This is a genomic window from Streptomyces sp. NPDC003393, from assembly GCF_053589015.1.
This window is the reverse complement of record NZ_JBSFRB010000002.1, coordinates 350602-370458: the sequence shown is the minus strand read 5'-3', so window position 1 is coordinate 370458 and position 19857 is coordinate 350602. Positions and strand designations below refer to the sequence as shown.

General features: G+C 72.1%; 18 protein-coding genes. 1 reads left to right on the top strand and 17 read right to left on the bottom strand.

Translation table 11 applies throughout. The features are described from left to right. Positions 1-55: 55 nt before the first annotated feature. The 8 genes from ACWDUZ_RS03705 to ACWDUZ_RS03670 form a co-directional block, all read right to left on the bottom strand. The gene (locus tag ACWDUZ_RS03705) at positions 56-670 is read right to left on the bottom strand and encodes a response regulator (RefSeq protein WP_451630124.1); all 615 of its coding nucleotides are present in this window, start codon (positions 668-670) and stop codon (positions 56-58) included. Next, a complete protein-coding gene (locus tag ACWDUZ_RS03700) occupies positions 667-1863 on the bottom strand; it encodes a sensor histidine kinase (RefSeq protein WP_451630123.1) in 1197 nt (398 codons plus the stop codon). The genes ACWDUZ_RS03705 and ACWDUZ_RS03700 overlap by 4 nt, the downstream gene beginning before the upstream one ends. Further along, complete coding sequence (locus tag ACWDUZ_RS03695; RefSeq protein WP_451630122.1) at positions 1860-2600, bottom strand: ABC transporter permease; 741 nt, start codon at positions 2598-2600, stop codon at positions 1860-1862. Before ACWDUZ_RS03695 ends, ACWDUZ_RS03700 begins: the two co-directional genes overlap by 4 nt. Continuing rightward, positions 2597-3526, bottom strand: a complete 930-nt coding sequence (locus tag ACWDUZ_RS03690) for an ABC transporter ATP-binding protein (RefSeq protein WP_451630121.1) — start codon at positions 3524-3526, stop codon at positions 2597-2599. The genes ACWDUZ_RS03695 and ACWDUZ_RS03690 overlap by 4 nt, the downstream gene beginning before the upstream one ends. Before the next feature lie 156 nt (positions 3527-3682). Then, positions 3683-6010, bottom strand: coding sequence for a hypothetical protein (locus ACWDUZ_RS03685; RefSeq protein ID WP_451630120.1), 2328 nt, complete (start codon positions 6008-6010; stop codon positions 3683-3685). A gap of 178 nt (positions 6011-6188) precedes the next feature. Then, complete coding sequence (locus ACWDUZ_RS03680; RefSeq protein ID WP_451630119.1) at positions 6189-6599, bottom strand: DUF6113 family protein; 411 nt, start codon at positions 6597-6599, stop codon at positions 6189-6191. Next, positions 6596-7534, bottom strand: a complete 939-nt coding sequence (mshB, locus tag ACWDUZ_RS03675) for an N-acetyl-1-D-myo-inositol-2-amino-2-deoxy-alpha-D-glucopyranoside deacetylase (RefSeq protein WP_451630118.1) — start codon at positions 7532-7534, stop codon at positions 6596-6598. Before mshB ends, ACWDUZ_RS03680 begins: the two co-directional genes overlap by 4 nt. 162 nt (positions 7535-7696) lie before the next feature. After that, positions 7697-7891, bottom strand: coding sequence for a hypothetical protein (locus ACWDUZ_RS03670; RefSeq protein WP_003992731.1), 195 nt, complete (start codon positions 7889-7891; stop codon positions 7697-7699). Positions 7892-8150: 259 nt separating this feature from the next. On the opposite strand from ACWDUZ_RS03670, the gene ACWDUZ_RS03665 reads away from it, so the two are divergent. Beyond that, on the top strand, positions 8151-10289 hold the full coding sequence (locus ACWDUZ_RS03665; RefSeq protein WP_451630117.1) for an alpha/beta fold hydrolase: 2139 nt from the start codon (positions 8151-8153) through the stop codon (positions 10287-10289). Between the two features lie 157 nt (positions 10290-10446). Here the strand turns inward: ACWDUZ_RS03665 and ACWDUZ_RS03660 are convergent, their stop codons facing one another. The 9 genes from ACWDUZ_RS03660 to ACWDUZ_RS03620 form a co-directional block, all read right to left on the bottom strand. Next, a complete protein-coding gene (locus ACWDUZ_RS03660) occupies positions 10447-11493 on the bottom strand; it encodes an ABC transporter ATP-binding protein (RefSeq protein ID WP_451630116.1) in 1047 nt (348 codons plus the stop codon). After that, positions 11486-12460 carry an ABC transporter ATP-binding protein gene (locus tag ACWDUZ_RS03655; protein WP_451630115.1) on the bottom strand — a complete coding sequence of 325 codons (975 nt, stop codon included), beginning with the start codon at positions 12458-12460 and terminating at the stop codon, positions 11486-11488. Before ACWDUZ_RS03655 ends, ACWDUZ_RS03660 begins: the two co-directional genes overlap by 8 nt. A 7-nt stretch (positions 12461-12467) precedes the next feature. Further along, positions 12468-13502 (bottom strand): ABC transporter permease, encoded by a 1035-nt coding sequence (locus tag ACWDUZ_RS03650; RefSeq protein WP_451630114.1) that lies wholly within the window; start codon positions 13500-13502, stop codon positions 12468-12470. After that, entirely contained in the window at positions 13495-14418 is a 924-nt protein-coding gene (locus ACWDUZ_RS03645) for an ABC transporter permease (RefSeq protein ID WP_451630113.1), read from the bottom strand. The genes ACWDUZ_RS03650 and ACWDUZ_RS03645 overlap by 8 nt, the downstream gene beginning before the upstream one ends. A 6-nt stretch (positions 14419-14424) precedes the next feature. Continuing rightward, the gene (locus tag ACWDUZ_RS03640; protein ID WP_451630112.1) at positions 14425-16044 is read right to left on the bottom strand and encodes a peptide ABC transporter substrate-binding protein; all 1620 of its coding nucleotides are present in this window, start codon (positions 16042-16044) and stop codon (positions 14425-14427) included. A 133-nt stretch (positions 16045-16177) separates the two neighbouring features. Beyond that, positions 16178-16570 carry a VOC family protein gene (locus tag ACWDUZ_RS03635; protein ID WP_451630111.1) on the bottom strand — a complete coding sequence of 131 codons (393 nt, stop codon included), beginning with the start codon at positions 16568-16570 and terminating at the stop codon, positions 16178-16180. A gap of 83 nt (positions 16571-16653) precedes the next feature. Then, on the bottom strand, positions 16654-17814 hold the full coding sequence (locus tag ACWDUZ_RS03630) for an ABC transporter ATP-binding protein (RefSeq protein ID WP_451630110.1): 1161 nt from the start codon (positions 17812-17814) through the stop codon (positions 16654-16656). Next, positions 17807-18853 carry an ABC transporter ATP-binding protein gene (locus tag ACWDUZ_RS03625; RefSeq protein ID WP_451630109.1) on the bottom strand — a complete coding sequence of 349 codons (1047 nt, stop codon included), beginning with the start codon at positions 18851-18853 and terminating at the stop codon, positions 17807-17809. The genes ACWDUZ_RS03630 and ACWDUZ_RS03625 overlap by 8 nt, the downstream gene beginning before the upstream one ends. Positions 18854-18904: 51 nt before the next feature. Next, the gene (locus tag ACWDUZ_RS03620; RefSeq protein WP_451630108.1) at positions 18905-19828 is read right to left on the bottom strand and encodes an ABC transporter permease; all 924 of its coding nucleotides are present in this window, start codon (positions 19826-19828) and stop codon (positions 18905-18907) included. Between the last annotated feature and the right edge of the window lie 29 nt (positions 19829-19857).

Sequence of the window (19857 nt, the reverse complement as noted above, 5' to 3'; positions counted from 1 at the left end):
GCGGGGTGCTGCCGGCCGTGCCGCTCCGCGTCGGGCGCGGCTGCCCGCGGCCGTGTCAGAGCCAGCCCTTCTCCCGCGCTATGCGGACCGCTTCCGTCCTGTTGCGGGCCGCCAGTTTCTGGATGGCGGTGGAGAGGTAGTTGCGGACCGTGCCCTGGGAGAGGTGGAGGGCCTTGGCCAGTTCGGCGTTGGTGGAGCCGTCGGCGGCGGCGCGCAGGACCTCGCGTTCCCGGTCGGTCAGCGGGTTGGCGCCCTCGGCCAGGGCCGCGGCGGCGAGCGTGGGGTCGATGACCCGCTCGCCGGCCAGCACCTTGCGCACCGCCTCGGCGAGCTGGGCCGCGGGGGCGTCCTTGACCAGGAACGCGTCGGCGCCCGCCTCCATGGCGCTGCGCAGATAGCCGGGGCGGCCGAAGGTGGTGAGGACGACCAGCTTGACCGCGGGCAGCTCCGCGTGGAGCCGGGCCGCGGCCTCGATGCCGGTGCAGCCGGGCATCTCGATGTCGAGCAGGGCCACGTCGACGCCGTGGGCGTGCGCGGCGGCCACGACCTCGTCCCCGCGGGCCACCTGGGCGACGACCTCGATGTCCTCCTCGAGACCGAGGAGGGCGGCCAGGGCCTCACGGACCATGGACTGGTCCTCGGCGAGAAGGACCTTGATCGCACTGCTCATGCCCGGGATCCTACGTCCGCCGCGGCACCGGCGGGGACGCGGGCGACAAGCCGGAAGCCACGCTTGACGCGGCCCGCCTCCAGCGTGCCGCCGGCCTTCTCGAGGCGCTCGGTCAGGCCCGTCAGACCGTTGCCGGGGCCCTCGCCGGAACCGCCCGAGCCGTCGTCCTCGACGGACAGTTCCAGCGTCGGGCCGTCCAGGGTCTGGCGGCGGACGACCTCCACGGCGCAGCGCCGGGCGCCGCTGTGCCGTACGACGTTGGTGACCGCCTCGCGCAGCGCCCAGGCGAGCGCCGACTCGCTCTCCTCGGGCACGGCCGTCAGGTCGGGCTCGGCGGGCAGTTGCGCGCTCACTCCGGCGGCGGTCAGCGCGACCCGCACGCCGGCCAGCTCGGCAGCCAGGCGGGGGCGGCGGTAGCCGGTGACGGCCTCGCGGACGTCGACGAGGGCCTGCCGGCTGACCTGCTCGATGTCGGCGACCTGCTGGGCGGCCTGGTCGGGCCGGCCGGGCAGCATCCGGCCGGCCAGCTCGCTCTTCAGCGTGATCAGGGAGAGCGAGTGGCCGAGCAGGTCGTGCAGGTCGCGGGCGAGGCGCAGGCGTTCCTCGTTGGCGGCCAGGTGGGCGACGGTGGCGCGGGCCTGGCGCAGCTCGACGGTGGTGCGCACCAGCTGGCCCACGCCGGTCATCGCGAAGCCGATCAGCAGCACCAGCAGGACCAGGTTCTTGGTCGCCTCCAGGTCCGTGCGCCACCCGACCAGCGTCATCACGGCGGCCGTGGCCGGGACCGCCCAGGAGGCGGCGCGGACCGAGAGGGTCGCCCCGCAGGCGACGGAGACGTAGCAGAACAGACCGAGCCATGCGCCGCCCAGTGTGAGGCAGAGCACGATCGCCAGGACGCCGAGGAAGCAGATGAGCGAGACGACCACGGTCCGGGCGAACGGCCGTCCCATGTTCCGGAAGACCAGCACCATGTAGGCCACGACGAAGGTCGCCAGGCCCGCCCAGCCGGCCGCGGTGGCGGAGGGCGAGTGGTTCCCGGCGGCCAGGTCGCCGACCGGCGCGCTCAGGAAGACCAGCCAGACCCCGATCCAGAGGGCCTTGCGCAGCAGCTCCCGCCGGTTGCGGGGCGGCCGGCCGATGCCCCATGTGTTCTCGTCCCGCTCCCGCGCCCGGTCCTGGGTCATGATGCTCACGCCTTCAGCGTGTCCTTCCGGTACAGCCAGGCCGCGCCGCCCGCGAAGAGGGCGAAGAAGGCGACCAGGATGGCGATGTCCTTGCTGTTCGGGGCCTGGCTCTGCTCGATGGCCTGCCCCAGTGCAGCGTACGCGTGCGTCGGCAGCCACTCGGCGATGTCCTGGAGCCACTGGGGGAAGGTGGTGGCCGGCATCCACAGGCCGCCGAGCAGGGACAGGCCGAAGTAGACGATCATGGTGATCGGGCGGACCGCGTCGCCCGTGGCGAGGTATCCGATGGCGACCCCGAGGGCGGCGAAGACGAGGCTGCCGGCCCAGATCGCGCCGGTCAGGGCGAGCCACTGCCAGGCCTCCAGGCGGACGTCCTTGACGGCGGCGGCGACCGCGAAGACGACGACGATGGACGGCAGGCTGACCACGGCGGCGCTGGCGGTCTTGGCGAGGACGTAGCCGCGGCCCGGCAGGGAGGTCAGCCGGAGCTGGCGCACCCAGCCGCTCTCCCGCTCCTTGGCGATGCGCTCGCTGTTGCCCATGAGCACGGCGGTCAGGGCCCCGAAGGAGGCCATGGAGACCATCATGTACGTCGGCAGGGTCAGGCCGCTGCCGTCGACGTCGGTGGTGCTGTCGGCCTGCCCGGCGATGATCAGGAACAGGATCGAGGGGTAGAGCACGGAGAAGAACAGGAACTTGCGGTTGCGCAGGGCGCGCGCGAGCTCCAGCTTGATCAGGCTGTTCACGGCTGCTTGGCCTCCTCGGCCTCGGTGATGGCGACGAACGCCTGCTCGAGACCGAGCCCGGCGACTTCGAGATTGCGGGGGTAGACGCCGAGCCCGTACAAGGCGTGGACGGTCGCGTCGGCGTCGGAGGACTGGATGCGCACGGTCTGGCCCGACACGTCGATCGCGGTCAGGAAGGGCAGGGCGCGCAGGGCGGCCTCGTCGATGGCGCCCTCCAGGTCGAAGCGGACGCTGCGGGCGCCGGCCTTCGCCTTGATCTCGGCGGCGGTGCCGTCGGCCAGCAGCCGGCCGCGGTGCAGCACCAGCACCCGGTCGGCGATGGCGTCGGCCTCTTCCAGGTAGTGGGTGGCGAACAGGACCGTACGGCCCTGGTCGGCCTGCTCGCGCATGGTGGCCCAGAAGGCCTGACGGGCGGAGACGTCCATGCCGGTGGTGGGCTCGTCCAGGACGATCAGGTCGCTGTCACCGGCGGTGGCGAGGGCGAAACGGACCCGCTGCGCCTGGCCGCCGGAGAGCTTGTTGACCTTGCGGTCCGCGATCTGGGCGATCCCGGCGCGGGCCAGCACGTCGTCGACCTTGAACCGCTTGGGGTGCAGGTCGCAGGCCAGCCGCACCAGTTCGGCGACGGTGACCTCCTCCATCAGCCCGCCGCTCTGGAGCATGGCGCCCACGCGCCCGGCGACGATCGCCTCCCGGGGGCTGGTGCCGAAGACGGCGACCGAGCCGCTGTCGGCATGCTTGAGGCCGAGCAGCAGGTCGAGGGTGGTCGACTTGCCGGCCCCGTTCGGCCCCAGCAGCGCCACGGTCTCCCCGGGGTGCAGGGCGAGCGTCAGCCCGTCCACGGCCCGTACGTCGCCGTAGCTCTTGGTCACCTGGTCGAACGCCACCACCGCGATCGCGGTGGCGGTCTCCGCTGTCATCGTCATGGCCCCATCCTGGCCGGGGGGCCGGGGTGCGGGGCAGTGTCGCGGATCCTGACTGCGGGATGACAGATGTCATACGCGGGCCATGACAGCGGCGTGACGTGGTGAGGGGGCGCCCGGTGCGATACACACCCGGCACCCCCTCACCGCTGGTGACGCCTACTCAGGAGTGGTGTCGATGACGCCGACCCGGTTGGTGCTGCTCGTCAGGGCGGGACGCAGGGCGCCGATCACGTCCTCGACGGTCACGGGCGTCTTCTTGCCGGTGCCCCTGGTGATCAGTACGCCGTCGAAGGCCCGGCCGTAGAGCTGCTTGAGCGCCGCCTTGTCGTAGTACTCCACGAGCTTGCCGTCGCCCGCCTTGACGCCCAGGAACTTCCAGAGCGACTTCTCCGGGCTGAACAGCACCGCGTGCGTGGGGTCGGTCATGACGGTCACCTTGGCCGACATCGCCGGCCGGGCGAACGCCTTCATCATCCGGTCGACCTCGGCGTTGGAGACCGTCGGCTGCCGGGTGGTGGTGGGCACCTGGACCGGTGTCGTCGTGCCCGTCTCCACCTGGGTGCGGTAGGCCTGTTCGACCACCCGGGTGGCGCGGGCGGGGTCGATGCCCTTGCCCGTCCTTCCGTACACGGCGACGGCCTTGCCCGGCTCGAACTTGATGGTGCCGTCGGCCGACGAACCGGCGCCGGCGGCGTTCGCCAGGGCGGCCTGGAGCTTCTCCTCGTCCACGGGCATCTGCGGCTCGACCACCCGGTGGTTGCCGAACAGGGAGCCGATGACGGAGACGGGGTTGTAGTCGCTCTTCGCCGCCGCGCTGGCCGTGGCCTGGGTGTCGAACTGGAGTCCGGCCTGGTCGGGCTTGAGGGTGACGGTCCTGCCGTCGACCGACAGCTTCAGCGGCTGGTTCACCTGCTTGCCGAAGGCGTCCTCGAGCTTCTTGACCGCGTCGTCGCGGGTGCCGCCGCCGATGTCGACGCCGAGCACGGTGGTGCCCTTGGGCACGTCGGAGTGGTTCATCAGCAGCCCGGCGCCGTAGGCGAGACCGGCGACGACGACCACAACGCCGCCGAGCAGCGCCACCTTGCTGCGGCCCTTCTTCTTCTGCGCCTTGGCGGACTTGGCGGACTTGGTGGGCGCGGCGGGGCCCCGCCCGCCCGGCTCCGGCGGCTTCGGGAGCGGGTACGACGGCGCCGCCTGGCCACCGGGGCCCGGCGCGAACGGCGATTGGGCCCCGGACGGCACCACGGGGATACCGCTGGTGACGGTGTGTCCGGAGACGTTGTCCGGACGGCCCGCGTGACCCGGGGTGCCCGGCTCGGGGGCGAGCTGCTGGGGGGTGAGGATCGCGGTGTCGTCGCTCAGACCGCCGCCGGGCCGTGCGGTGGGCGCGCCGGACGGACCGGCGGCACCCGCGGGTCCACCGCCGGCGCCGGGCGGGAACGGGCCGTCGCCGGTCACCGGGCCGCCGGTCGGGCCCTCGGGCCCCCGCGCTCCGCCGGGCCGGCCGGGCCCGCCGGGAACGCCCGCACCGTCGAAACCGCTCGGGCCGGCGGGCCCGTTCGGGCCGCCGTGGCCGCTCCGGGCGTCCCGGTCGCTCTGGCCGTGCCCGCCGTTCTCCGAGAAGAAGGGCAGGTCGTCGCGGCTCGGCTCGCCGCTGCCGCCGGGGCGCGTACCCGCCGCCAGCGCCTCGGTCACGTCGAAGGAGCCGGTGCCGCCGCCGTGGCCGGGAGCGACGGGGCCGCCGGTGGCCCCGGGGAGCCCACCGCCGCCGGAACCGGCGCGCGCGGAGCCGCCGGGCACGCTCATGGAGCCGACCACACCACCGGGCCGGCCGCCGGCCGCCGGCCGCGAGCCGCCCGAAGCGCCCGCGTCGGACGGTCCTGTGCCGGAGGCGCCGGGGCCCGTCCCGGACCCGCTCGTGCCGGTGCCCGAACCGCCGGGCAGCCCGCCGCCGTTGCCGGCGCCGCCGCCCTGGCCGCCCTTCTTCGGCTGCGACTTGCGGGGCGCGAACCAGTCGCTGGTCGTCTTCTCCCCGGCCGCGGCGGCACCCTCGGCGTCGCCGGAGGCCTCGGCGCCCGACGGCGTCCGCGCCTCACCTCCGGCACCCTGGCCCGTTCCGTCGCCCCGCGCGGACCCCCTGGTCGGCAGGGGCACCTTGGCCCCGTCGGACCCCTTGGCCCGCTGGGCCCCCTGGGCGGCCTGCGCACCGCCGGAGCCCTCGGCCCCCTGGCCGTCCGCCTCGGCCTCGTTGACGGTCTTGCGCACGACCACCGGCGGAATCGGCCGGGACCCGGGGATGTTGATCCGGATCCGGGTCGTCAGTGTGGTCTCGGTCTTGCGTTCCTCGGGCTGCGCGGCCGAACGGCCCGCGCCCGCGCCGTCATCGGACACCGCCGGGATGCCGTACGGCGGGGTCCCCGAGGGGTAGGCGGCTCCGCCGCGCCCGTTGGGCCCGGAGGACGGAGTGTCAGTTTCACGACTCAAGGCAGGTTCTCCCGGTTGGCTCCGCCGCCCGTTACGACCTGACTGCGCGGGCGGCTCGGCGGCGCGCACCACCATACTGGCCACATCTGACCGTCATCCCGGGACCGCCGGGGAAACCCACACCGGACCCGCACGACGGCGGTGGGAAGAAGCGGTACGTCATTCGCCAAGTCGGACGTCACGGACCGTCCGGTTGCCGTCCGCGACCCATAGTGGCGCAGATCACAGCCACGGCCATGCCGCCGAGCAGGAAGAGGTAGGAGCCACCTCCTGCGGCGAAGAGGAAGTCCCCCTCCGGGCGGCTGGCGGTGAGCAGTACGACGGCGACCATCCAGCCGGCCGCGCCCGCCACGGCACCGGCCCGGCCGCCGGTGGCCCGCGCCGCGCCCAGGAACAGCCCCGCGGCGCCCGCCAGGGCGAGCAGCAGCCCGCCGGGGAACCACGCGGCCTGCACCAGCGCCCCGGCCAGGCCGACCACCGCACCGAGCACGAACAGCCCCAGGTAGGCGGCGGCCCGGCCGGCGGACGGCGGCTTGAGGGGCTGGGCCAGCATCGGGCCGCGCGCGGGTTCCCGCCCGGCGGGGCTCATGACACCTCCTCGGTCCCTGCGGCCTCCGCGATCCCGGCGAACAGGTCGTCGTGGACGCCCGCGGCACCTTCGCCTCGCACCAGCTCGTAGTACTCGGTGGTGAACAGCGGCTGGGCCAGTTCGTTGGAGAGCGCGAAGCAGGGCTCGGCCACCTCGATCTGGGTGGCGTGGGCCCGCATCGCGGCGGCCTTGGCGGCGGCGTGGGCGGTGCCGTCGATGCGTGCGTCGACCCGCTCGTCGGCGACCACACCCGGTACGTCCTCGACGGCGGCGGACTTGGCGAAGGGCAGCTGGGCCAGCTCGTCCTGGAGCCGCGCGAAGGCGGCTTCGGCGACGGAGCGCGGCATCCGGTTCCAGTACACCCGGGCGATCCGCCAGGGTTCGCCCAGGTCGGGCCGTACGGCGGGGTCGGCGGCCAGGTCCGCGGCGCGCATGGCGATGCGATGGGCCTGGATGTGGTCCGGGTGGCCGTACCCGCCGTTGTCGTCGTACGTCACGAGGACCTGGGGGCGCACCTCACGAATCACGGCGACCAGGTGCCCGGCGGCCTCGTCCAGGTCGGCCTGCCAGAGGCAGTCGGGGTCCTCGTTGTCGGGCAGGCCCATCATCCCGGAGTCCCGGTACCGTCCGGCGCCGCCGAGCAGCCGGACGTCCCCGACGCCCAGTTCCCTCGTCGCCGCGGCGAGCTCCTGGCGCCGGTGGGCGCCGAGCGCGGCCCCGGCGAGGTGCCGCAGCCCCGGCGGGATGACCTCGCCCCGCTCACCGAGCGTGCAGGTCACCAGGGTCACCTGGGCACCCTCGGCCGCGTACTTGGCCATGGTCGCGCCGTTGTTGATCGACTCGTCGTCCGGATGCGCGTGCACCAGCAGCAGACGCCGGGCGGAGCGAGATGAGGGTCCCCCCGGCCGACGACCGGGGGAGGGCAGTTCCGTCATGCCCCCACCCTACGAGGCGGCGTCCCCCTCCCCGTCTCCCGGCGCCGGGAAGCCGGCTTCACCCGCCGGCCGCCCAGGCGTACACCGCCGCCAGGGTGGGCGCGGGGAAGGCCAGAAGGGGCACCCGTACTCAGCCCCCCGGGGCCCGTGTGGGTCGGGTTCTCAGAACTTGATGCTGCCGATCATCCCGGCGATGTTCGTGGTGAGTTCGCTGATCGTGGGGGCGACCGTGGAGGAGGCGAGGTAGAAGCCCAGAAGCATGCACACGATCGCGTGGCCGGCCTTCAGGCCGGACTTCTTGATCAGCAAGAAGACGATGATCGCCAGCAGCACCACCGCCGAAATCGAGAGTGCCACGGCGGCTCACCTCCAAAGATCCCAGGACGCGGGGGGGTCGGGGGGGCGGGGGGTCGGGGTCTCGGTCGGACGGACGGACGGCGGAACGGTGGGACACGGACTCGCGCTGGACGGACGGGACGAACCGGGAAAGCAGATAAATCCACACAACGGGCAGCACGTACATACCCACTATGCGCTGGTGATCATAACTATCCGCACGCGCGCACCGGCCCGCGCACAGCCGCACAAGGGGGCGCATGGCCAATATGGTCGGGGCATGACGACCGAGCCTGTCTCCTTCCCCCGACGGCACGCGCGTACCCAGCGTTTCACGCTCGGTGCGCCGCGTGCGTTCACCGTGGCCCCCGACGCTTCCCGCGTCGTGTTCCTGCGCTCCGACTCCGGTACGGACCGGGCGAATTCGCTGCGGGTGCTCGATCTGGGCGACCGCGGGGAGCGCGTGGCCGCGGATCCGCGCGCCCTCCTCGGCGGCGCCGGCGAACGTCTCTCACCCGAGGAGCGGGCGCGCCGCGAGCGCAGCCGCGAGGGCGGTGCGGGGATCGTCGGGTACGCCACCGACACCGCCGTCGAGCTGGCGTCTTTCGCCTTGTCAGGGCGGCTCTTCACGGCCGAGCTCCGGGCCGGTACGGCGCGCGAACTGCCCGTTCCCGGACCGGTGATCGACCCGCGTCCCTCCCCGGACGGGCGGCATGTCGGCTACGTCGCGGGCGGCGCCCTGCGTGTGGTCGGCGCCGAGGGCGAGGGCGACCGGCCGCTCGCCGAGCCGGAGTCCGCATCCATGACGTACGGGCTCGCCGAGTTCGTCGCGGCCGAGGAGATGGGCCGCTCGCGGGGCTTCTGGTGGGCGCCTGAGTCGGACCGGCTGCTGGTGGCGCGGGTGGACGACGCGCCGGTGCGACGCTGGTGGATCTCCGACCCCGCACAGCCGGAGCGCGAGCCGGTCCGCGTCCGCTACCCGGCCGCGGGCACCGCGAACGCGGAGGTACGGCTGTTCGTGATGGGTCTGGACGGGACGCGCACCGAGGTCGTCTGGGACCGGGACCGCTACCCGTATCTGGCGCGTGTGCACTGGTCAGCGGCGGGTGCGCCGCTGCTCCTGGTGCAGGCGCGGGACCAGCGCAGCCAGTTGTATCTGGCCGTGGACCCGGCGTCGGGGTCGACCCGTATGGTGCATGCCGACGAAGATCCAAGTTGGCTTGATCTTTTCCCCGGGGTGCCCTGCTGGACCCCCTCCGGGCAGCTCGTGCGGATCGCGGACGAGGGCGGCGCGCGGGTGCTGGCCGTGGGTGAACGGCCGCTGACCGGGGCGCAGTTGCACATCCGCGCGGTCCTCGACGTCTCGGACGACGACGTGCTGGTCTCCGCCTCGGCCGGGGCGGAGGCGGCCGACCCGGAGACCGGCGAGGTGCATGTCTACCGCGTCAACGAGCTGGGCGTGGAGCGCGTGACCGAGGAAGCGGGCGTGCACTCCGCCGTCCGCGCCGGGGGCGCGACCGTCCTCGTCTCCGCCGTGCTCGACCGGCCGGGCGCCCGGGTGCGGGTGTTCCAGGACGGCGAGCAGACCGCGGTCATCGCCTCCCATGCGGAAGATCCCGGTTTGTCCCCGCGCGTGGCCCTCACCCAGGGGGGCGCACGCCGCATCCCGTGCGCCGTGCTTATGCCTACGGACTACCCCGGTGACACCTCCACCTCGGCCGCCCCCACTCCCCTGCCCGTCCTCCTCGACCCCTACGGCGGCCCGCACGGCCCCCGTGTGGTCGCCGCGCACAACGCGCACCTCACCTCGCAGTGGTTCGCCGACCAGGGCTTCGCGGTGGTCGTCGCCGACGGCCGCGGCACCCCCGGCCGCTCCCCCGCCTGGGAGAAGGCCGTCCACCACGACTTCACGCTCACCCTCGACGACCAGATCGAGGCCCTGCACGACCTCGCCAAGACCCACCCGCTCGACCTCGACAGGGTGGCGATCCGCGGCTGGTCCTACGGCGGGTACCTCGCCGCGCTGGCCGTGCTGCGCCGCCCGGACGTCTTCCACGCCGGCGTCGCGGGCGCCCCCGTCACCGACTGGCGGCTGTACGACACCCACTACACGGAGCGGTACCTGGGCGACCCGGCCGCCGAGGCCGAGACCTACGCCAGGAACTCCCTCGTCACCGACGAAGGGCTGTCCGGGGCCGCCGAGCCGCACCGACCGCTGATGATCGTGCACGGCCTCGCCGACGACAACGTGGTGGTCGCGCACGCCCTGCGGCTGTCCTCCGCCCTGCTCGCCGCCGGCCGCTCGCACGAGGTGCTCCCGCTGACCGGGGTCACCCACATGACTCCGCAGGAACAGGTCGCAGAGAACCTGCTGCTGCTCCAGGTGGACTTCCTCAAGCGGGCGCTGGGCATGGCCTAGCCGTACGGCAACGGGCCGGTCCCGCCCCGACTTCGCGGTCAGGGCGGGCCCGGCCCGTTCACGGCACCCGCACGGCCGTACGCCGTCCATCATCGGGTGTCCGTATATCGGCGCCGCTTCCACGAAGTTGCCTGCGCGTTAAACGGACTTGGCGTGCCTACGGCGACGTCGGCGGCTTCAGCGGGTCCGTGCTCGCGAACAGGCAGGCCGAGTCGTGGGCGGCCGGGCCGGCGGTGTGCAGGAACTGCTCGGGGACCGCGAGCGCCGGCACCTGGAGCGCGCAGCGCTCGCGCGCCTTGAAGCAGCGGGTCCGAAACCGGCAGCCGGACGGGATGGCGGCCGGGGAGGGCACGTCACCGGCGAGGATGATCCGCCGCCGGTGCTCGCGCGCCTCCGGGTCGGGCACCGGCACGGCGGACAGCAGCGCCTGGGTGTAGGGGTGGGTGGCGTGGTCGTAGATCTGCTCGTGCGTGCCCGTCTCGACGATCCGGCCCAGGTACATGACCCCCACCCGGTCGGAGATGTGCCGGACGATGGACAGGTCGTGCGCGATGAAGACGTAGGAGAGCTCGAACTCGTCCTGGAGCCGCTCCAGCAGGTTGACGACCTGGGCCTGGACCGACACGTCCAGCGCCGACACCGGCTCGTCGCAGATGATGATCTCCGGGTTCAGCGCGAGGCCGCGGGCGATGCCGATGCGCTGACGCTGACCGCCGGAGAACTGATGCGGGTAGCGGTTGATGTACTCCGGGTTCAGGCCGACGACGTCCAGCAGCTCCTGCACCCTGCGGCGCCGGTCGCCCTTCGGGGCCGCCTCCGGGTGGATCTCGAAGGGCTCCCCGATGATGTCGCCCACCGTCATACGCGGGTTGAGCGAGGTGTACGGGTCCTGGAACACCATCTGGATGTTCCGGCGGACCGCCTTCAGCGCACGCCCGGACAGCCGGGTGATGTCCTCGCCCCGGTAGCGGATCTCGCCCGCCGTGGGCCGCTCCAGGTTGCACAGCAGCCTGGCGACCGTCGACTTGCCGCAACCGGACTCGCCCACGATGCCCAGGGTCTCGCCCCGGGTGAGGGCGAAGTCGACGCCGTCGACGGCCTTGACCGCTCCGACCTGCTTCCTGAACAGGACCCCCCGGGTGAGCGGGTAGTGCTTGACCAGCCCGCTGACCTCGAGGAGGGGCTCGGCCGGCGGCTCAGCCATCCAGGCACTCCCTCCAGAAGTGGCAGGCGGACCCGCGCCGTTCGTCGACCTCGTACAGCGGCGGCACGTCCGTGCGGCACACGTCCCTGGCCATCGGGCAGCGCGGGTGGAAGGGGCAGCCGGAGGGGATGCGCAGGAGGCTGGGCGGCAGGCCCTTGATGGCGTAGAGCTCCCGGCCCTTCTGGTCCAGGCGCGGGATGGAGTCCAGCAGACCGCGGGTGTAGGGGTGGGCGGGCGCCTTGTAGAGGTCGTGGACGGGGGCCGACTCGACGATCCGGCCCGCGTACATCACCGCGATCCGGTCCGCGACGTCGGCGACCACGCCGAGGTCGTGGGTGATGAGGATCAGACCCATCCGGTACTCGCGCCGGAGTTCGGCGAGCAGATCCATGACCTGGGCCTGGACGGTCACGTCGAGAGCCGTGGTCGGCTCGTCGGCGATGACCAGCGCCGGCTCCAGGGCCAGCGCCATGGCGATCATGATGCGCTGGCGCATACCGCCGGAGAACTGGTGCGGGTAGTCGCGCACGCGCTGGGCGGCGGCCGGGATGCGGACCCGGTCCATCAGCTCCACCGCCTTCGCCCGCGCGTCCTTGCGCGACAGGCCCCGGTGCACGGTGAACATCTCGCCGAGCTGGTCGCCGACGGTCAGCACCGGGTTCAGGGCGGACAGCGCGTCCTGGAAGATCATCGCCATCTCCGCGCCCCGGATCCGCCGCCGCTCGTCCTCCTTCAGGGTCAGCAGGTCGGTGCCCCGGAAGAGGATCCGCCCGCCGGTGATCCTGGCGGGCGGCATGTCGAGGATGCCCATGACGGCCTGGGCGGTGACGGACTTGCCGGAACCGGACTCCCCGAGCACGGCGAGCGTCTCGCCCGCGTCCACGGCACAGCTGACCCCGTTGACGGCGTGGGCGATCCCTTCCCGGGTGCGGAACTCGACCCGCAGGTCGCGGACTTCGAGCAGCATGCCGCCGTCACCTCAGCTTCGGGTCGAGGGCGTCGCGCACGGCGTCGCCGAGCATGATGAAGGCCAGCACCGTGACCGCCAGGGCCCCGGCGGGCCACAGCAGCGCGTGCGGGGCGTTGCGGACGTAGGGGGAGGCCGCCGAGATGTCGATGCCCCAGGACACGCTGGGCGGTTTCAGCCCGACCCCCAGGTAGGACAGGGTGGCCTCCAGCGCGATGTAGGTGCCGAGCGCGATGGTGGCGACGACGATCACCGGGGCGACGGCGTTCGGCGCGATGTGGCGCAGCAGAATGCGGGTGTCGGAGGCGCCGAGGGCGCGCGCGGCCTGCACGTAGTCGTGCTGTTTGGCGGTGATGACCGCGCCGCGGGCGATGCGGGAGATCTGCGGCCAGCCCAGCAGCACGATGAATCCGACCACCGGCCAGACGGTGTTGCTGGTCACCACGGACAGCAGCACCAGGCCGCCGAGGACGACCGGGATGGCGAAGAAGATGTCGGTGACCCGGGACAGGACGGCGTCCCAGACGCCGCCGAAGTACCCGGCGAGGGCGCCCAGGACGGATCCCAGGACGGCCACCCCCGCGGTGGCGCAGACCCCGACCGTGACGGAGGCGCGGGCGCCGTGGACGGTACGGGTGTAGACGTCACAGCCCTGGCCGTCGTAGCCGAAGGGGTGGCCGCGGCTCGGGCCGTCCTGGGCCCGGGCCAGGTCGCACCGCAGCGGGTTGCCGGGGGCGATCAGGGACGGCCAGATCGCGATCAGGACCAGGAAGCAGATCACCAGCGCGGAGAGCAGGAAGACGGGGTTGCGGCGCAGGTCGCGCCAGGCGTCGGACCACAGCGAGCGGGGCCGGTCCGGCGGGCCCGGCTCACCGGTGTGGGCCGTGCCTGCCGGGCCGTCCGGGCCGTGCGAGGCGCGTTCCAGGGCGGTCGCCTCGCTCGCCGCGAGGTCCATGCCCCCGCCCATGCCGGTGCCCGCGACGGCGCTCTCGGACTCCTGCGGCCGCGACTTCGACCGCGGCCGAGGGGGTGGCTCAGGCATAGCGGATCCTCGGGTCGAGTACGGCGTACAGCAGGTCCACGAGCAGGTTGGCGGCCAGGAAGACCAGGACCAGGACGGTGACGAAGCCGACCACGGTCTGGGTGTTCTGACGGAGGATGCCCTGGTAGAGCTGGTAGCCGACGCCGTGGATGTTGAAGATGCGCTCGGTGACGATGGCGCCGCCCATCAGCGCCCCGATGTCGGTGCCGATGAAGGTGACCACGGGGATGAGCGAGTTGCGCAGCAGATGCCGGACGACCACGCGACGGCGGGGCAGGCCCTTGGCGACGGCCGTGCGGACGTAGTCGGCGCGCCGGTTCTCGGCGATGGAGGTGCGGGTCAGGCGGGTGACGTAGGCGAGGGAGACGGAGGCGAGGACCAGGCCCGGCACGATCAGCTCGTCGAGGCTGGCCGCCGGCGGGACCGACGGTCTGATCCACCCCCACTTGACGCCGAGCAGCAGCTGGAGCAGCAGCCCGGTGACGAAGGTGGGGACGGAGATGACGACGAGGGTGCCCAGCAGGACGGCGGTGTCCACGGGCCGCCCGCGGCGCAGCCCGGTCACCACCCCCAGGGTGATGCCGATGACGACCTCGAAGACGATCGCGACGACGGTCAGCCGGACGGTGACGGGGAACGCCGTGGCCATCAGCTCGGTGACCGGCCGCCCGTTGAACGCCGTGCCGAAGTCGCCGGTGAAGACGTTCCCCATGTAGGTCGCGTACTGCTGCCACAGGGGCTTGTCGAGGCCGAACTCCCGCTTGAGCTGGGCGGCGGTAGCGGTGTCGCAGGCGCGCTCGCCGCACAGGCCGGCGATGGGGTCGCCCATCACGTTGACCATGAGGAAGATCAGCAGGGTGGCCCCGATGAACACCGGGATCATCTGGAGCAGCCGCCGCGCGACGTAGCGTCCCATGGCGGTTCAGCCGACCCTGATCTCGTCGTAGACGGGGACGCTGAAGGGGTTGAGCCTCACGGCGTGCAGCCGGTCGGAGTAGCCCGCGCTGCCGTTCTGGTACCACAGCGGGATGGCGGCCATGTTGTCGCGGACGACGCCCTCGGCCTGTTGGAAGAGGGCGATGGCCGCCGCCTGGTCGGTCTCGGCGTTGGCCCGGTCGACGAGCCGGTCGAACTCCTTGTTCGACCACGTGCCGTCGTTGGAGGAGGCGCCCGTGTAGTACAGCGGCTGGAGGAAGTTCTGGATCAGCGGGTAGTCCATCTGCCAGCCGGCCCGGAACGGACCCGTCATCGTGTGCCGGGTGATCTGGTTGCGGAAGTCGGCGAAGGTGCCGACCGGGTTGCCCACGCAGGCGTGGTCGTCGCCGAGGGCGTTGTTGATGGAGTTGCACACGGCGTCCACCCACTCCCTGTGCGAGCCCGTGTCCGCGTTGTACGTGATCCGCACCTGGCCGCCGGGCAGTCCACCGCCCGCCTGGACGAGCTTCCTGGCCTCGGCGGGGTGGTACTCGCAGGCCCGGCCGCACAGCCCCGCCTTGTAGCCGCCGTCGGTGCCGAGGACCGGGGAGGTCCAGTCGGTGGCCGGGGTGCGGGTGCCGCGGAACAGGGTCCGCGTGATCTGGGCGCGGTTGATGGCCATCGACAGCCCGGTGCGCACCTTGCGCGCCCCCTCGGTGTTCCAGGCCTTGTCGTAGAACGGGAACGCCAGGGTCTGCAGGATGCCGGCCGGGGTGTTGATGTAGCGGCCGTCCAGGTCGGAGCGGACGTTCTTGAGCTGGCCGGCGGGGATGTCGTCGACCAGGTCGAGGTTGCCGGCCAGCACGTCGGTGTAGGCGGTGTTGCTGTCGGTGTAGACCAGCAGGGTCACGCCGTCGTTGCGCGCCTTGTCGGGGCCCGGGTAGCCGTCCCACTTCTTCAGGTACATCTGGGCGCCCTTGGTGTAGGACTCGACGGTGTACGGACCGTTGCCGACGGGCTTGTCCAGCCAGGCCTCGTGGTGGGTGAAGAAGGTGCGGGGCAGCGGGGCGAAGGCGGCGTAGCCGAGGGTGTCGGGGAAGGAGGAGAACTTCTGGTTCAGCCGGACGGTGAAGGTCCGCGGGCCGGTGACCTTCAGGCCGGAGAGGGTGTCGGCGGTCTGCCCGCCGCTGTCGGGGTGGACCTTGTCGTAGCCCTCGATGTAGCCGAAGAAGTACGCGTTCTTCTGGTTGTTGCGCAGGCTCGCGCCGTAGTTCCAGGCATCCACGAAGGAACGGGCGGTGACGGGTTCGCCGTTGCTGAACCGCCAGCCGGGTCTGACGGTGATGGTGTAGGTGCGCGAGTCGCTCGTCTCGATCTTCTCGGCGAGCATGTTCTGGGCCCTGCCGGTCCTCGGGTCGTACCGCTTCAGCCCGCGGAAGATCATGTCGAGCACCTTGCCGCCCTGCACCTCGTTGGTGTTGGCGGGCTCCAGCGGGTTCTGCGGGTCGCCCCAGGACGAGCTGAGCACCCGGCCCCCGGCGACGCCCGCACCGCTCCCGCAGGCGGCGAGCGGCAGCACGGCCGCCACCACGCCCAGGGCCCACGTCACGCGTGCGCGTGCCCGCATGGGCGCCTCCTCGGGTGGTGCGGTGTGCGGTCGGGCCGGGCCGCGGGGCTGGCGGACCCGAGGACATATCAGCGCACCAACCGCATATCACACACCCGCCACACCGGCGGCGGCCCGACTCCAGCCGGACGGCTCAGCCGCCCGTTTCCGCCGCCACCACCTCGACCTCGAACCCGTCGGCGTCGGCGAGAAAGCCCGCGTAGTGCCGCGGGCCGCCGGCATGGGGGTACCGGTCGGCGAAGAGCGCGGTCCAACCGTGCTCGGGCGCGTCCCGCATCAACGCGTCCACCTCCGCGCGGCCACCCGCGTGGAAGGCCAGGTGGTTGAGCCCCGGACGCATCCGGTCGTGGCCGCTCTCGCGCATCGCCGGGGACTGCTCGACGACGATGTACGTCGCGCCCAGCCGCCAACTGCGGCCGTGCTCCCACTCCTGGTACGGGCGGTAGCCGAGGCGGCCCAGCAGCCATCCCCACGCGCGGGTCGCGCGGGCCAGGTCGGGAACCCAGAGTTCGATGTGGTGCAGCATGCGGCTCTCCCCTCACCCGTCCGCAAAACGCCGGTTCCCGGCGCCTTCGGGGACGCCGGGAACCGATGGATGTGCCTGATGGGTCACGCCGCGTTGACGACGTCCTTCTCCTCGGCGAAGTGGCACGCCGACTCATGGGCCGCCGGGGTGTCCGAGCTCTGGAAGCGCTCGGGCACGGCCAGCAGCGGGACCTCCTGGGCGCACTTGTCCTGCGCCTTCCAGCAGCGGGTGCGGAAGCGGCAGCCCGAGGGCGGGTTGGCCGGGGAGGGCACGTCACCGGCGAGGATGATCCGCTCGCGGTGCTCGCGGGCGTCCGGGTCCGGCACGGGGACCGCCGACAGCAGCGCCTGGGTGTAGGGGTGGGTCGGGTGGTCGTAGATCTGCTCGTCGGTGCCGATCTCGGCCATCCTGCCGAGGTACATCACGCCCACGCGGTCGGAGATGTGCCGGACGATGGACAGGTCGTGCGCGATGAAGATGTAGGAGAGGTTGAACTCGTCCTGCAGGCGCTCCATCAGGTTGATCACCTGGGCCTGGACCGACACGTCCAGGGCCGACACCGGCTCGTCGCAGATGATGATCTCCGGGTTCAGCGCGAGGCCGCGGGCGATGCCGATGCGCTGACGCTGACCGCCGGAGAACTGGTGCGGGTAGCGGTTGATGTACTCCGGGTTCAGGCCGACGACGTCCAGCAGCTCCTGCACCCTGCGGCGCCGGTCGCCCTTCGGGGCCGCCTCCGGGTGGATCTCGAAGGGCTCCCCGATGATGTCGCCCACCGTCATACGCGGGTTGAGCGAGGTGTACGGGTCCTGGAACACCATCTGGATGTTCCGGCGGACCGCCTTCAGCGCACGCCCGGACAGCCGGGTGATGTCCTGGCCCTTGTAGAAGATCTCGCCGGCGGTCGCCTGCTCCAGGTTCATCAGCAGCTTCGCCACCGTGGACTTGCCGCAGCCGGACTCGCCGACGATGCCCAGGGTCTCGCCCTGGTACAGGTCGAAGGAGACGCCGTCGACGGCCTTGACCGCGCCGATCTGCCGCTTGAAGAGGATGCCCTGGGTGAGCGGGAAGTGCTTCACCAGGTTGCGCACCTGGAGGATCGGCTCGCCCCGTTCGGCCGGTGCCTCGATCGCCGCGACGGCCTCGGTCTCGGATGCCGCGTCGACGGTCTCCACCTTGGAGACGTTCGGCATGGCGTCGTCCTTCGGCTCGTCGTCCTTCGCGAGCTTCGTGGGCTCAGCCATGGATCGTCTCCTTCCAGAAGTGGCATGCGGAGTGGCGGCCCGGGAGCTCCGAGCCGTCGCGTTCGGTCACCGGCACCAGCGGCGGTACGTCGGTGCGGCAGATGTCCTGGGCCACGCTGCACCGCGGGTTGAACGCGCAGCCCTGCGGGATCGCCTGGAGGTTGGGCGGCAGACCCTTGATGGCGTACAGCTCCTGGCCCTTCTGGTCCAGGCGGGGGATCGAGTCCAGCAGTCCCTTGGTGTACGGGTGCGCGGGACGCTTGTACAGCTCGTGCACCGGCGCCGTCTCCACGATCCGGCCCGCGTACATCACCGCGATCTTGTCGGCGACGTCCGCCACCACACCCAGGTCGTGGGTGATCAGGATCAGCCCCATGTTGTACTCGCGCTGGAGTTCCGCGAGCAGGTCCATGACCTGGGCCTGGACCGTCACGTCGAGAGCCGTGGTCGGCTCGTCGGCGATGATCAGGTCCGGCTCCAGGGCCAGCGCCATGGCGATCATGATGCGCTGGCGCATACCGCCGGAGAACTGGTGCGGGTAGTCACCGACGCGCTCCCTGGCCGCCGGAATGCGCACCCGGTCCATCAGCTCGATCGCCTTGGCCTTGGCGTCCTTGCGGGACAGACCCTGGTGCGCCCGGAACATCTCGCCGAGCTGGAAGCCCACGGAGAGCACCGGGTTGAGCGAGGACAGGGCGTCCTGGAAGATCATCGCCATCTTGGCGCCGCGCAGCTTGCGCCGCTCGCTCTCCGGCAGGCGCAGGATGTCCTGGCCCTGGAAGAAGATCTCGCCCTTGGCGATCCGTCCGGGCGGACTGTCCAGGATGCCCATGATCGCCTGCGCGGTGACGGACTTGCCGGAGCCCGACTCGCCGAGCACGGCGAGCGTCTCGCCCGCGTTGACGCTGTAGTTGACGCCGTTGACCGCCTTGGTCACGGAGTCACGGACCTTGAACTCCACGTGCAGATCGCGGACTTCGAGGAGCGGCGCGGTGCCGTCCGCCCCGGCGTTGCTGGGGGCCATCTCCAGGCTGGTCATGCCGTCACCTTCATCGTGCTTGGCCATAGGGGTTCGACTCACGGCGGTGCCTCACCGGAGCTTCGGGTCGAGCGCGTCGCGCAGACCGTTGCCCAGCAGGATGAAGCCCAGCGCGGTGATGACGATCGCGAGGCTCGGGTAGGTCCACATGAAGTCCTTGACGCCCATGAAGTTGCGGCCTGCGGAGATCATGTTGCCCCACTCGGCCACCTCGGGGTCCACGCCGACGCCGAGGTACGACAGCGACGCCTCCGCCACGATCGCGATACCGACGTTGCTGGTGCCGTACACCAGGACCGAGGTCAGCGAGTTGGGCAGGATGTGCTTGCGGATGATCCGGCCCTGACCGGCGCCGAGCGCCTTGGCGGCGTGGACGTAGTCCATCTCGCGCACCGACAGGACCTGGCTGCGCAGCAGACGGGCGAAGGTCGCCCAGGAGAAGATGCCCAGCGACAGCACGACGGGCAGCACGCCGCGGCCCATCAGCAGGATGATGACGATGGCGCCGATGAGCAGCGGGAAGGCGAAGAAGACGTCGGCGACGCGCATGATCACCGTGTCGACCCAGCGGCCGTAGTAACCGGCCAGGGCGCCCAGCACGACGCCGATCACCAGGGCGACCAGGATCGAGGCCAGGCCCACGATCACCGCGATGCGGCTGCCGTAGATGAGGCGGGACAGCTGGTCGCGGCCGAGCGCGTCGGTGCCCAGCCAGTGGGCGCTGCCCGGGGACTGCAGCGTCTGCGTCAGGTCCTGCTTGAGCGGGTCGTGCGGGGCCAGGATCGGCGCGAAGATCGCGACCAGCACCAGCACGGTGATGATCGCCAGACCCACCACGGCCAGCTTGTTGGCGAAGAAGCGGTGCCGGATGTCGGTCCACTGGCTGACCCTGGCGACGCTGGGTTCGGCGCCCGGGGCCGCCGGGACGGGACCGGCCGCCGTCGGCTCGCCCGTACCCGAGACGAGTTCGGTCATTGTGTGACTCCTAGAGGGGAACGACCCTG

Bases quoted from the DNA above. Each gene is read 5' to 3' on its own strand.
- ACWDUZ_RS03705 (WP_451630124.1), bottom strand. From the start codon at position 670: ATGAGCAGTGCGATCAAGGTCCTTCTCGCCGAGGACCAGTCCATGGTC.
- ACWDUZ_RS03690 (WP_451630121.1), bottom strand. From the start codon at position 3,526: ATGACGATGACAGCGGAGACCGCCACCGCGATCGCGGTGGTGGCGTTC.
- ACWDUZ_RS03680 (WP_451630119.1), bottom strand. From the start codon at position 6,599: ATGAGCCCCGCCGGGCGGGAACCCGCGCGCGGCCCGATGCTGGCCCAG.
- mshB (WP_451630118.1), bottom strand. From the start codon at position 7,534: ATGACGGAACTGCCCTCCCCCGGTCGTCGGCCGGGGGGACCCTCATCT.
- ACWDUZ_RS03665 (WP_451630117.1), top strand. From the start codon at position 8,151: ATGACGACCGAGCCTGTCTCCTTCCCCCGACGGCACGCGCGTACCCAG.
- ACWDUZ_RS03660 (WP_451630116.1), bottom strand. From the start codon at position 11,493: ATGGCTGAGCCGCCGGCCGAGCCCCTCCTCGAGGTCAGCGGGCTGGTC.
- ACWDUZ_RS03655 (WP_451630115.1), bottom strand. From the start codon at position 12,460: ATGCTGCTCGAAGTCCGCGACCTGCGGGTCGAGTTCCGCACCCGGGAA.
- ACWDUZ_RS03650 (WP_451630114.1), bottom strand. From the start codon at position 13,502: ATGCCTGAGCCACCCCCTCGGCCGCGGTCGAAGTCGCGGCCGCAGGAG.
- ACWDUZ_RS03645 (WP_451630113.1), bottom strand. From the start codon at position 14,418: ATGGGACGCTACGTCGCGCGGCGGCTGCTCCAGATGATCCCGGTGTTC.
- ACWDUZ_RS03640 (WP_451630112.1), bottom strand. From the start codon at position 16,044: ATGCGGGCACGCGCACGCGTGACGTGGGCCCTGGGCGTGGTGGCGGCC.
- ACWDUZ_RS03635 (WP_451630111.1), bottom strand. From the start codon at position 16,570: ATGCTGCACCACATCGAACTCTGGGTTCCCGACCTGGCCCGCGCGACC.
- ACWDUZ_RS03630 (WP_451630110.1), bottom strand. From the start codon at position 17,814: ATGGCTGAGCCCACGAAGCTCGCGAAGGACGACGAGCCGAAGGACGAC.
- ACWDUZ_RS03625 (WP_451630109.1), bottom strand. From the start codon at position 18,853: ATGACCAGCCTGGAGATGGCCCCCAGCAACGCCGGGGCGGACGGCACC.
- ACWDUZ_RS03620 (WP_451630108.1), bottom strand. From the start codon at position 19,828: ATGACCGAACTCGTCTCGGGTACGGGCGAGCCGACGGCGGCCGGTCCC.